Below are 12,402 nucleotides of genomic sequence, written 5' to 3' on the forward strand. Positions count from 1 at the left end.
TTTATGATTTCTTCCTTCAAACGCCGCGTACTTCTGGTCAGCAGCCTTATTCTGTTGCTGGCGGGGTGCAGTACGATGCGCCACCAAAACAGTGCCGCCGCCGATGCGGCAGAGATGTCTGCGCCGACGTCCGAGCAGCGTTTGGGCACGGAGTGGGGGGAGAGCATTGATTCCCGTGTCGTGGACGTTGAAGCCAGCCGGCTGAGCAGCTCACCCACCCGTATCGCCGCGATTTACTACAGCGGCGGCAAACTGCCTTCCGGCGCCAGCACGTTTGCCGTCGTGCCGTTGGCGGATATTGAGATGCGTGTGCAGGACGAGCGCGGCAATAATATGAAAATCATGACCAACAGTGACGGCGGTTATAAAATGTATGCGCGTGAAGGGGAACGTTATCAGTTGGCGTTCTACAACCGCAGCAACAGCGTAACCTATGAAATCGTTGCTACGGTCGATGGCCTGGACGTACTGACCGGGCAGCCCGGCTCGCTGGAGCGGCGCGGTTATCTGGTGCGCCCGCGCACGACGTTGTTGATTGAAGGCTTCCGCAAGAGCGATTCCGCCGTTGCGGCCTTCCGTTTTGCGAAGCCGGATGAGGCTTATGCGGCGAATTCCGCGGCCGGCGATGTAAATAACGTCGGCGTGATTGGCGCGGCGGTGTTTACCATCGCACCGGAAGAGTTACCGGACTGCCAGCCTCAGGCGTTCCCGGCCAGCAACAGCGGGCGCTACGCGCCGCCGCCGTGCCGTAAACCGTAATTCATTCCGCCTTTCTTATAACCCGCCGTTTGGTAATATGCCGACGGCGGGTTTTTTAGTTATTATAACCCGGATAAATCTGGCCTGTTTTGATTGATGATAGATACATTCCTATGTGGCAATAATTACCATGAATATGTCATGCGTTAAATTTCTATTATTCGTGTCAGAAACGGAAAAAAAAGAATTTCACCCTGTTTAGGATTAATCGCGATTGGCGTATAATGCCTTTGGCGTTTACGGTATTACCGTAATGGTTTTTTTCAGGCGAAGAAAAAGGATTTTCTGCGATGGCTTCTACCAGACAGGATGAAGGGTTTTCTTTTCATGCACATACCGGTGAACAGCGGTCCGTAAGGGCATTCTGGATGGCCGGTCTGCTCGGTGCCGCAATGAGCGTTGCCGGTTTTATTTTCCTCAGCATTATCATCACCGTTATCTCATCTCACACCTATACCGTCGAAAGAATCTATTTCGGCGCAACCAGCCTGCTGTACGGCGTGCCGGTCGTCGCGGTGGTGGGATTCCTTTATTTTGCTTTCAGGCAACGCGGCGCACACCGCCGTTAAGTCTGATTTTGCCCGTGCCGCAGGGTGGCCACTCTCCTGCGGCATTTTCTTTTCTGTTTCCGGATTCTGTCAGCGGATTACCGTGGCAGGCTTTTTTTGTGAAAAAAATCCCAGCTAAATGTGATTTTTGCATCATTATTGCGCTGTTATGTGATTTTTATCACTATTATTGTTGTGGATGTCGTTAAACTGCGCGTTTTGAATGCGGAGAAACCTGCGTTATGAACGTATTAGTCGCTATTGCGCTGACAACCGGCATCCTCTCCGGAATCTGGGGATGGGTGGCAATAACGCTCGGCCTGTTGAGCTGGGCTGGTTTTATGGGATGCACCGCTTATTTCGCCTGTCCGGAAGGCGGCATCCGTGGCTTCGTGATATCGCTGTGCACCTTGTGCAGTGGGGTATTTTGGGCCGAGGTCATCATCCATGGCGGCGCGTTGCAGCCGCACTGGACCTTTGCCGGTTATTTTCTGACCGGCGTGGTGGCTTTCCTGATGTGCATTCAGGCCCGGCAGCGCTGGCTTTCCTTCGTTCCCGGCACCTTTATCGGCGCCTGCGCCACGTTTGCCGGCGACGGACAGTGGGTACTGGTGCTGGCATCGCTGCTGACGGGGCTGGTATTCGGCTACGCGATGAAAAACGGCGGCCTGTGGCTGGCCGCGCGTAAAGGAACGCCCGCCGCTCAGACGCAGACCGATAGTCGGTAATTACAGGCAACCGCTTCTTTTTTAATCCGCCGGTAGTTCTTCCTTCGCAATTACACCGGCGGTGACTTTCCTTCTGCCTATTACACCGTATAATTTCCCACTTCATTATTCATGAACCCGTTCCTTTGTCGGTTGCCGCTGCGTGTAGCGCGAAGGCGTCAGACAGAACGGGTGTTTTCAGAGGTGGCTGTTGTGGTGCAAATTCCCGTCCTGATAGCGCGTGCGATCCCGCTACTACACCAGGCTGCGGCGGACAAGCCGGGGCTGGTGCGGGTGTCCGTTCCCTGTTCATTGCGGGACGGTGCGTTATTGCTCGACTGGCTGGCCGCACAGCCGCTGTACCCGCAGTTTTACTGGCGTCAGCGTGACGGTTCGGAAGAGGCCGCGGTGTGCGGCAGCGTGCGCACATTTCGCGACAGCCGCCAGGCGCGGGATTTTATCCGTGAGCACAATGAGCCTGAGCTGCGTATCTGGGGGCTGAATGCGTTTGATCAGATGACGCTGGAAGCGTTCGGCACGCTCGACAGCCTGCTGTTCGTGCCGCGCATTGCGCTGATTCGCCATGCCGGGAACGCAGAACTGGTGGTTTATCTTTGCAGCGATACCTCGCTGCGCGACGATCTTCCGCTGGCGCTGGCCGCGCTGGAATCTCTGTGCGCAGCGCAGCCGCTGCCGGTGTTACGCGCCAACGTCACTGACGTGCATCATCAGCCGGAAAAAGAGGCGTGGTGCGATCTGCTGCGGCAGGCGCTGGACGCTATCGCCCGTAAAGCCTTTGAAAAGGTGGTGCTGGCGCGCCGTACGACCCTGACGCTGGATGCTCCGCTGAATGCGGCGCAGTTTCTGGCCGCCAGCCGCCAGGTCAACCACCGTTGCTACCATTTCATGCTGGCGCTGGCGCCGGAGCAGGCTTTCCTGGGGTCATCGCCGGAGCGGCTGTATCGCCGCCATCATCTGACGCTGGAAACCGAAGCGCTTGCCGGCACCGTGGGGAGCGGCGAGAACGACGCACAGGCGCAGGAGAATGCCCGCTGGTTGATGAACGACGGCAAAAACCAGCATGAAAACCTGCTGGTGGTGGACGATATTTGCCAGCGTTTGCAGGGCGGCGCGGAGACGCTGGACGTTATGCCGGCGGAAATCGTTCGCTTGCGCAAGGTTCAGCATCTGCGCCGGCCTATTCACGCGACGCTGTTGCAGGAAGATGACGCCGACTGCCTGTTGCGCCTGCAACCCACGGCGGCGGTGGCTGGTTTGCCGCGCGAACCGGCGCGGCGCTTTATCCGTGATGAAGAACCGTTTGAACGTGGTTGGTATGCGGGAACGGCGGGGTATCTGTCGCTGCACCGGGCCGAGTTTTGCGTTGCCCTGCGATCGGCGCTGATTCAGGAGCGTCAGATTCATCTGTATGCCGGCGCGGGCATCGTGGCGGGGTCCGATCCGCAGGAAGAGTGGCTGGAGATTGAGAGCAAAGCCGCCGGGCTGCGGACGCTGCTGGATAACGACGCCGGGTAGTTTTTCCGTCCGCACGGCCAAATATGATTGCGGATAACGCCAGGGTGAATGGCCGCACCCCCTGCATTGTAGTCATCCGGTGGGTGGTGTAACATATTACCCGTCTGCGTAAGATAATTTCTTTTCAAAAACAATCCATTAGGTGACGTTATGATTTTGCGGGGGAATTATCCCACGCAGGACGCCGGCTTATTTCTCATGAGCGGAATGCATTTCCGTAAATGGTCTAAGCTCAAAGTCGGGCCATTGCGCCCGTTTAACCAAGTGATAAATAACCTTCATTCATTGAGCGTGTCATGGCAACGAGTGTTTTTAATCGCCGCTGGGCGGCTGTTTTGCTGGAAGCATTGACCCGGCACGGGGTACGCCATGTTTGCATTGCACCGGGTTCCCGTTCTACGCCGCTGACGCTGGCGGCGGCCGCTAACGCGCAGTTTATTTGTCATACCCATTTCGACGAGCGTGGGCTGGGGCATCTGGCGCTGGGGCTGGCGAAAGCGTCAGGCGAGCCGGTGGCCGTGATCGTGACGTCCGGCACCGCGGTCGCCAACCTGTATCCCGCGATGATCGAGGCCGGGCTGACCGGAGAACGTCTGGTGTTGCTGACGGCCGATCGTCCGCCGGAGCTTATCGATTGCGGGGCGAATCAGGCAATCCGCCAACAGGGCATTTTCGCTTCCCACGCGCGTCAGACGCTGGACCTGCCGCGCCCGACCCCCGACATTCCCGCCCGTTGGCTGGTTTCCGCCATCGACAGCGCGATGGCCGGGCTTGATTACGGTGCGCTGCACGTTAACTGCCCGTTTGCCGAACCGTTGTACGGCGACGATGAGGGCGGGGACGACCCCTGGTCGCAGGCGCTGGGCGACTGGTGGCAGTCAGGCGCGCCGTGGCTGCGCGAAACGCCGCGCAATACCGTGCCGGTGATGAAGCAACCCGATTGGTTTCTCTGGCGTCAGAAGCGCGGCGTGGTAGTTGCCGGGCGTATGACGGCGGAAGAGGGCGTACGGGTGGCGCGCTGGGCGCAGGAACTTGGCTGGCCGCTGCTCGGCGACGTACTCTCCCAGACCGGTCAGCCGCTGTCCTGCGCTGATCTCTGGCTGGCGCGCGACGACGCGCGCGACACGCTGGCTCAGGCGCAGATTGTGGTGCAATTCGGCAACAGCCTGACGGGGAAACGCCTGTTACAGTGGCAGGCCGCCTGTGCGCCGCAGGAATACTGGCTGATCGATCCGCTTGACGGGCGGCGCGATCCGGCGCATCACGCCGGGCGCCGGCTGGTTGCCCGCGTTGCGGACTGGCTGGAGACGCATCCCGCCCAGCCGCGCGCCGGTTGGGCGCCAGAGCTGACGGAGCTGGCGGCGCGTACGCGTCAGTGTACGCAGACCTATCTCGCGTCACGTTTTGGCGAAGCGCAGGCGGCGCAGCGTCTTCCGGTATTGCTGCCGGATAACGGCCAACTGTTCGTCGGCAACAGCCTGATCGTGCGCTTGATCGACGCTTTCGCGCAACTGCCGGCCGGGTATCCGGTCTATAGTAATCGCGGGGCCAGCGGTATCGATGGATTGATTTCCACCCTGGCGGGCGTTCAGCGCGCCACGGCGAAACCGACGCTGGCGATCGTCGGCGATCTCTCCGCACTCTATGATTTGAATGCCCTGGCGCTGCTGCGCCACGTTTCAGCGCCGACGGTGCTGATCGTGGTGAACAACAACGGCGGGGCGATTTTCTCTATGCTGCCCACACCGGCGGCGGAGCGTGAACGTTTCTACCTGATGCCGCAAAACGTGGAGTTCCGCCATGCGGCGGCGATGTTCAGCCTCGGTTATGCCTGCCCGCAAAGCTGGGACGAGCTGGAACAGAGCGTGGCACAGGCCTGGGGGCGTACCGGCACGACCCTGATCGAGCTGCAGGTGCCGCCCGCCGAGGGCGCCGAAACGCTGCAAACGTTGCTGAAAAAGGTAAATACCCTGTGATGCTGCATGCGGAGTTTATTCCTGCGCAGGATGGCCTGCCTGCGCCTTGTCTGGTGTGGCTGCACGGTTTTCTTGGCAGCCGCGAAGAGTGGCGTGGCCTGGCCGGGCGCTTTCCCGGTTGCGCGCACCTGCTGGCGGATTTGCCGGGGCACGGGCGCTCCGCGGCGATTAACGCGGAGAGTTTTTCCCACGTTGATGCGTTGCTGCGGGCGACGCTGGCGCATTACGAAATTGAATGCTATTGCCTGATCGGCTATTCGCTGGGCGGGCGTATTGCGATGTTTCACGCCTGTTCCTCCCCGCAGCCGGCAGGGCTGGCGGGGCTGGTGATTGAAGGCGGCAATCCGGGGCTGAGCGAAGAGGCCGATCGCCACGCACGGCTTGAGCAGGATGCGGCCTGGGCTAAACGTTTCAGCCGCGGACCGCTGACGACGGTGTTGCAGGACTGGTATCAGCAGTCGCTGTTTGCCGATTTGAGCGATCATGAACGGCAGTCGCTGATGGCGCTGCGTGCGGAGAATGACGGCGTGGCGCTGGCGAGAATGCTGATGGTGACGTCGCTGGGGAATCAGCCTTTTCTGGTGCCGGCGTTGCAGGACAGCGCGCTGCCGTTTGTCTATTTCTGCGGTGAACAGGACGCGAAATTCCGCCAGTTGGCCGGCGATTATCGCTTCCCGCTGCGTGAGATCCCCGGCGCCGGCCATAACGCCCATCGTACCAATCCGGCGGCGTTTGCGGCACAATTACACACTTTTTTATCTACTCTGAGCGCGTTCGACGGGCGCGTTCCTCTCTGATTAAACACCACAGGAATCTGACTATGCTTTATCCGAGTGAACAAGAGCTGTATGCCCCGGTTGAATGGCATGACTGCAGCGGCGATTTTGAGGATATCCTTTATCATAAATCGACCGACGGCATTGCCCGGATCACCATTAACCGTCCGCAGGTGCGTAATGCATTTCGTCCCCTGACGGTGAAAGAGATGATTCAGGCGCTGGCGGATGCACGCTATGACGACGGTATCGGCGTGATCGTGCTGACCGGCGCCGGCGACAAGGCGTTCTGCTCCGGCGGCGACCAGAAGGTGCGCGGCGATTACGGCGGCTATCAGGACGACAGCGGTGTGCATCACCTGAATGTGCTGGATTTTCAGCGTCAGATCCGTACTTGTCCGAAGCCGGTTGTGGCGGCGGTAGCCGGGTACTCCATCGGCGGCGGCCACGTACTGCATATGATGTGCGATCTGACCATCGCCGCGGACAACGCCATTTTCGGCCAGACGGGGCCGAAAGTCGGTTCTTTTGACGGCGGCTGGGGCGCGTCTTATATGGCTCGTATCGTCGGCCAGAAGAAAGCGCGTGAAATCTGGTTCCTGTGCCGTCAGTACGATGCGCAGCAGGCGCTGGACATGGGCCTGGTGAATACCGTGGTGCCGTTGGCGGATCTGGAAAAAGAAACCGTACGCTGGTGTCGCGAAATGCTGCGCAACAGCCCGATGGCGCTGCGTTGCCTGAAGGCGGCGCTGAACGCCGACTGTGACGGACAGGCTGGCTTGCAGGAACTGGCCGGCAACGCCACCATGCTGTTCTACATGACTGACGAAGGTCAGGAAGGCCGCAACGCCTTTAATGAAAAACGTCAGCCGGACTTCTCTAAATTCAAGCGTAACCCGTAATGCGTCAGGTAAGTATCTATCGTTACAGCCTGCCGATGGAGGCGGGCGTCATTCTGCGCAACCAGCGGCTGAAAACCCGCGATGGGTTGCTGCTCCGGCTGAATGACGACGGGCGTGAAGGATGGGGCGAAATCGCCCCGTTGCCGGAGTTCAGCCCTGAAACGCTGGACGAGGCGCAGCAGGCATTGCTGGACGACGCCCGGCGCTGGGCCGCCGGTGAGACGCTGCAGGACAATGCGCTGCCGTCGGTGGCGTTCGGCGTGAGCTGTGCGTTGGCGGAACTGGCGGGGACGCTGCCGGAAACGGCGGATTACCGCAAGGCGCCGCTGTGTACCGGCGATCCGGACGAACTGTTTGCGGTTTTGCAGGCGCTGCCCGGTGAAAAAGTCGCCAAGATGAAGGTCGGCCTGTATGAAGCGGTGCGTGACGGCATGGTGGTGAATTTGTTGCTGGAGGCCATGCCGGATCTGAAGCTGCGCCTTGACGCCAACCGCAGCTGGACGCGGGTTAAAGCGGACGGCTTCGCCAAATACGTAAACGCGGCTTGGCGCGATCGCATTGCGTTTCTGGAGGAGCCATGCAAAACCCGCGACGAATCACGGGATTTCGCCAGGGCTACCGGCATTGCCATCGCCTGGGACGAAAGCGTGCGGGAGACGGATTTCCGCGTTGAAGCGGAGGAGGGTGTGGCGGCGATCGTTATTAAGCCGACGCTGACCGGCAGCCTGCAACGCTGTCGTGACCTGATCGAACAGGCTCACCGGGCCGGATTGGACGCGGTGATCAGTTCCTCCATTGAGTCCAGCCTGGCGCTGACCCAATTAGCCCGCATCGCCGCCTGGCTTACGCCGCAGACGGTGCCGGGGTTGGATACGTTGTCTTTGATGCAGTCTCAGTTGCTGCGCCGTTGGCCGGACAGCACGCTGCCCGTTGCGGACGTTGATTCTCTGGACGTGATATGGCGCAGTTGATGAACTGGCCGTGGCGCGCATGGGCGGAACAGGCCCCTGAGCGCACGGCCTTGCTGGACGGCGCGCGTGCCGTGAGCTGGCGCGCGCTGAGTGATGAAATTACCCGCCGGGCGGCGGGGTTCGCTTTTCAGGGAGTACGGCCCAGCGATACCGTGGCCGTGCGTGGTAAAAACAGCACCGATGTGCTGTTGACCTATCTGGCGGTGCTGCAATGCGGCGCCAGGGTATTGCCGCTGAATCCGCAGTTGCCCGCTTCCCTGCTCACTGAATTGTTGCCGGACCTGAATGTAACACACGGTTATTGCACCGAAGTGGGGTATGCCTGGCCGGTGCCTCTGACGTTGCTTTCTGCGCAGGCTGACGGGGCGGCGGAATTACCGGAATGGCGCGCCGAGCGACTGGCGACGCTGACGCTGACTTCCGGCTCCAGCGGCATGCCGAAGGCCGCGGCCCACAGCTTCCATGCTCACCTGAGCAGCGCGCGCGGCGTGCTGGCGATGATGACCTTCACCGCAGAAGATACCTGGCTGCTTTCCCTGCCGCTGTTTCACGTTTCCGGCCAGGGTATTATCTGGCGTTGGTTGCTGGCGGGCGGCGTTTTGGCGCTGCGGGATATGCATCCGCTGGATGAGGCATTACGGGGATGCACCCATGCTTCGCTGGTGCCGACGCAGCTTTGGCGTTTGCTGGGGCACAGTGGCGATGCGCTGTCGCTGAAAGCGGTATTGCTGGGCGGCGCGATGATTCCGGTTGATCTGGTTGAGCAGGCCGAAGCGCGGGGCATCCGCTGCTGGTGCGGCTACGGGCTGACGGAGATGGCATCAACCGTGTGTGCGAAGCGCGCCGATGCGCTGCCGGGGGTGGGGTTGCCGCTGCCGGGCAGGGAGATGAAGCTGGTTAACGGTGAAATTTTTCTGCGCGGCGAGAATATGGCGTCGGGTTACTGGCGTGACGGGCATTTGATTCCGATTTCTGACTCTGACGGGTGGTTTGCGACCCGGGACCGCGGCGTGATGGAGGCCGGAGAACTTCGTATCGTTGGCCGGATGGATAATCTGTTCTTCAGCGGAGGAGAAGGGATTCAGCCGGAAGATATTGAGCGCGTGCTGATGCAGCATCCGCAGGTGACGCAGGTTTTTGTGGTACCGGTGGCGGATGAGGAATTCGGGCAGCGGCCGGTGGCGGTTGTGGAAGGGGATGTTGAGGTTGGGGAACTGGCCGGGTGGCTGAGTGGGCGCGTGGCGCGGTTTCAGATGCCGGTGAGGTGGTTTGTGTTGCCGGAGGTGTTGAAGGGCGGGGGGATTAAGGTTTCCAGACGGTTGGTGAGGGAGTGGGTTAAGGGGGAGTGTGAAGATTGATCTCTGAGAGGGGAGTAGGTTCCGGCCGCCGGTGGCTTTTGAGCTGCATGGGGTTCTGCTGCGGGCGGCCGGGCAAAGGGTGGCTGGGCGGCCACCCTCTGCACTCCCGCGCCCCGGGTGCGGGCCGGCATCCCCCGCCGGCTTCGCCGGTGCCCTCCTGCGCGCGCCAGGCCCGACGCACCGGACGGTAATCGGCAGTCCCTGCCTCGTTACCGTCCTCTCGCCGCATCCCTGCGGCTCGTGCTGGCCTGGCGTGCTCGTCGGCGGGAGATGAGGCCATAGGCTTTGGGGATGGCTTCTTTCGTTGCTCTGGGCCTTAGTTTTATCTTCTTACCGATCTCGCCATTCTTGCATAGGTGTGTCTTCTTCCCCGAATCGCCAGTCCGTAGGTAAAGATATTTTCCGGTAGTGCGACGCCGATGTATCCTGCGTCTCCCAGGTGGTGGAGGTCGGTGCCGGTCATTTTGCTCATCAGGGCGATTTGGCGGATGGTTTCCGTGTCGGCGCCTTCCTGCGATGTTCCTATGGCGGTCAGCGTCATTACGCCCAGTGAGTGGGCGTGCGTTACCAGTTCCCGGACGTATTCCGTGCTGATGCCCGGTACGGTTCCCGGCGCCGGTAATAAAATGATGTCTGCGCCATTGGCGGCGAATTCGTTGATGTCGTCGCGGGTGATGATGTTTTCCGCCGCTTCGCTCAGGATGCCCGCCGCGTGCATTTTACCGGCAATCAGGACCAGGCGGTCGCCCACTGCCTGATGAATGGCGCGCAGGCTGTGGGTGATTTCCCGGTTGCTGATGCCGTTGCCCGGGTTGCCGGTCAGCAGGATGAAGCCCGCGCCCATTTCCGCCAGGCGAGCGGCATTCTCCGGCGTCGCCAGGCGGCCCGGCACCATGCGCCATACTTCTTCTTCATGATCGCCCCGGTAGCCAGGCTCCACCGGTTCCAGATTCACACCGATAACCCGTCCGGTCAGTCTTTTTAACTCAGCGATCGCCTGATCCGGCGGCGTGCCGGCAGGGAGGCCGTTGACCACCGGGTTGTTCGCATCAAATACGTTCAGCAGTATCAGGTCCGCGCCCTGGCTGGCAGCCAGTTCTGCGTTGGTAATCGTCATCAGCATAGGTTGTACGGTGCCGATGGTTTCACTGACGATAAGCCTGCCTTCGCTGGCGCGGATGGCGTCGAGCAGGTCGGCTTTGCCGATGGCGGCGAGTTCGGAAGCATTACAGTCGAGGTAGCGTTTATGCATGATGAGTCCTTATCCGGGAAATAGCGGAGTCATTAGTATGCAAGATAAAACAGGAATTAATAGTGAATGGCTTGGCCGGGAATGTTCAGCATTTTACGCAAAAGAAGAAAAAAGAGGCCGCATTGCGGCCCCTTCATTAACGGATGTTGCGGAGGATTACATTGCCTGAAGGGCTTTGACGATCCCTGCCGCGTATTCCGGGTGGATCTTCTCGAAATGCCCCAGCGCGCGCTGGCGGATTTCTTCCGGAACCTGGCTCAGTTCACCGGCGATACGCTGGTACATGCGCTGATGCTCTGCGTCGCTCAGCAGGTTGTACAGCGCGCGCGGCTGCGTGTAGTAATCGTCGTCTTCACGGTGATTCCAGTGATCGGCCGCGCCCTCAATGCTTAACGGCGGTTCGCTGAAGTCCGGCTGCTCCTGGAATACCCCGAAGCTATTCGGCTCGTAGGTCGCGCCGTTGCCGCTGTTGCCGTCAACGCGCATGGCGCCGTCGCGGTGGTAGTTGTGGAACGGGCATTTCGGCGCGTTAACCGGGATCTGATGATGGTTGACGCCCAGACGGTAACGGTGCGCGTCCCCGTAGGAGAACAAACGCCCCTGCAACATCTTGTCCGGCGAGAAGCTGATGCCGGGGACGACGTTGCCCGGGTTCATCGCAACCTGCTCAACTTCGGAGAAGTAGTTGTCCGGATTACGGTTCAGCTCAAAATAGCCGACATCGATCAGCGGGTAGTCTTTGTGAGGCCAGACCTTGGTCAGATCGAACGGGTTGTACGGCACGGTTGATGCCTCTTTTTCCGGCATGATCTGAACCTGAAGCAGCCAGCGCGGGTAATCTTTGCGCTCAATGGCTTCGTACAGGTCGCGCTGTGAACTTTCGCGATCTTTACCGATCAGCTGTTCCGCTTCGTCGTCCATCAGGTTTTGGATGCCCTGCTGGCAGCGGAAGTGGAATTTCACCCAGTAGCGCTCGTTGTTGGCGTTGATAAAGCTGAAGGTGTGGCTGCCGAAACCATGCATGTGGCGGTAAGACTTAGGCAGGCCGCGGTCGCTGAAGTCGATCGTCAACTGGTGGAAGGATTCCGGCAACTGCGAAAAAAAGTCCCACTTATAGGTCGGGCTGCGCAGGTTGGTGTGCGGGCAGCGTTTTACCACGTGGTTCAGGTCGGGGAATTTCAGCGGGTCGCGCAGGTAGAAAACCGGGGTGTCGTTGCCGACCATGTCCCAGTTTCCTTCCTCGGTATAAAACTTGATGGCGAAGCCACGGATGTCACGTTCGGCGTCGGCGGCGCCGCGCTCACCCGCTACGGTGGAGAAACGAACGAACAGCGGAGTTTGCTTGCCGATTTCGGAGAAGATTTTAGCCCGGGTGTATTTGGTAATGTCGTGGGTGACCGTAAATGTACCGTAAGCGCCGGAACCTTTGGCGTGCATACGGCGCTCGGGGATGACCTCGCGGTCAAAGTGCGCCAATTTTTCCAGAAACCAAACGTCCTGCAGCAACATAGGTCCGCGCGGGCCGGCGGTGATGACGTTGTTATTATCAACGACCGGTGCACCGGCACCCGTAGTTAACCCTTTCTTGCTCATTGCTTGCTCCTTCACAGTGATGAA

12 protein-coding genes are annotated in these 12,402 nt (G+C 60.0%); 10 read left to right on the forward strand and 2 right to left on the reverse strand.

The window, feature by feature from the left end; all coding sequences use genetic code 11:
• The first annotated feature begins 3 nt into the window (after positions 1-3).
• From C8D90_RS00160 to menE, 9 genes are all read left to right on the forward strand, one after another.
• Positions 4-759 carry a hypothetical protein gene (locus tag C8D90_RS00160; RefSeq protein ID WP_115456402.1) on the forward strand — a complete coding sequence of 252 codons (756 nt, stop codon included), beginning with the start codon at positions 4-6 and terminating at the stop codon, positions 757-759.
• A gap of 290 nt (positions 760-1,049) precedes the next feature.
• Positions 1,050-1,328 carry a hypothetical protein gene (locus C8D90_RS00165; RefSeq protein ID WP_115456404.1) on the forward strand — a complete coding sequence of 93 codons (279 nt, stop codon included), beginning with the start codon at positions 1,050-1,052 and terminating at the stop codon, positions 1,326-1,328.
• A 221-nt stretch (positions 1,329-1,549) separates the two neighbouring features.
• Positions 1,550-2,035: a DUF1097 domain-containing protein gene (locus C8D90_RS00170; RefSeq protein WP_115456406.1), complete on the forward strand. Its 486-nt coding sequence runs from the start codon at positions 1,550-1,552 to the stop codon at positions 2,033-2,035.
• A 192-nt stretch (positions 2,036-2,227) separates the two neighbouring features.
• Positions 2,228-3,550, forward strand: coding sequence for an isochorismate synthase MenF (gene menF, locus C8D90_RS00175; protein ID WP_230472925.1), 1,323 nt, complete (start codon positions 2,228-2,230; stop codon positions 3,548-3,550).
• Positions 3,551-3,846: 296 nt separating this feature from the next.
• A complete protein-coding gene (gene menD, locus C8D90_RS00180; RefSeq protein ID WP_115456409.1) occupies positions 3,847-5,526 on the forward strand; it encodes a 2-succinyl-5-enolpyruvyl-6-hydroxy-3-cyclohexene-1-carboxylic-acid synthase in 1,680 nt (559 codons plus the stop codon).
• Complete coding sequence (menH, locus tag C8D90_RS00185) at positions 5,526-6,323, forward strand: 2-succinyl-6-hydroxy-2,4-cyclohexadiene-1-carboxylate synthase (RefSeq protein WP_115456411.1); 798 nt, start codon at positions 5,526-5,528, stop codon at positions 6,321-6,323. Before menD ends, menH begins: the two co-directional genes overlap by 1 nt.
• A gap of 23 nt (positions 6,324-6,346) precedes the next feature.
• Positions 6,347-7,204 (forward strand): 1,4-dihydroxy-2-naphthoyl-CoA synthase, encoded by an 858-nt coding sequence (gene menB / locus C8D90_RS00190; protein ID WP_115456413.1) that lies wholly within the window; start codon positions 6,347-6,349, stop codon positions 7,202-7,204.
• Entirely contained in the window at positions 7,204-8,175 is a 972-nt protein-coding gene (menC, locus tag C8D90_RS00195) for an o-succinylbenzoate synthase (protein ID WP_115456414.1), read from the forward strand. Before menB ends, menC begins: the two co-directional genes overlap by 1 nt.
• Positions 8,163-9,533, forward strand: a complete 1,371-nt coding sequence (menE, locus tag C8D90_RS00200; protein WP_115456416.1) for an o-succinylbenzoate--CoA ligase — start codon at positions 8,163-8,165, stop codon at positions 9,531-9,533. Before menC ends, menE begins: the two co-directional genes overlap by 13 nt.
• 322 nt (positions 9,534-9,855) lie before the next feature.
• Here menE and C8D90_RS00205 read toward each other — a convergent pair whose 3' ends face one another.
• Positions 9,856-10,785, reverse strand: a complete 930-nt coding sequence (locus C8D90_RS00205) for a DUF7916 family protein (RefSeq protein ID WP_115456417.1) — start codon at positions 10,783-10,785, stop codon at positions 9,856-9,858.
• 37 nt (positions 10,786-10,822) lie between these two features.
• Here C8D90_RS00205 and C8D90_RS22350 point away from each other — a divergent pair, with 37 nt between their 5' ends.
• Complete coding sequence (locus C8D90_RS22350) at positions 10,823-10,954, forward strand: hypothetical protein (protein WP_260503136.1); 132 nt, start codon at positions 10,823-10,825, stop codon at positions 10,952-10,954.
• On the opposite strand, the gene C8D90_RS00210 is transcribed toward C8D90_RS22350, so the two are convergent.
• Positions 10,942-12,378 carry a catalase gene (locus C8D90_RS00210; RefSeq protein ID WP_115456418.1) on the reverse strand — a complete coding sequence of 479 codons (1,437 nt, stop codon included), beginning with the start codon at positions 12,376-12,378 and terminating at the stop codon, positions 10,942-10,944. The genes C8D90_RS22350 and C8D90_RS00210 overlap by 13 nt on opposite strands.
• Positions 12,379-12,402 lie beyond the last annotated feature (24 nt).

Source organism: Enterobacillus tribolii, assembly GCF_003363015.1.
Lineage (GTDB): Bacteria > Pseudomonadota > Gammaproteobacteria > Enterobacterales > Enterobacteriaceae > Enterobacillus > Enterobacillus tribolii.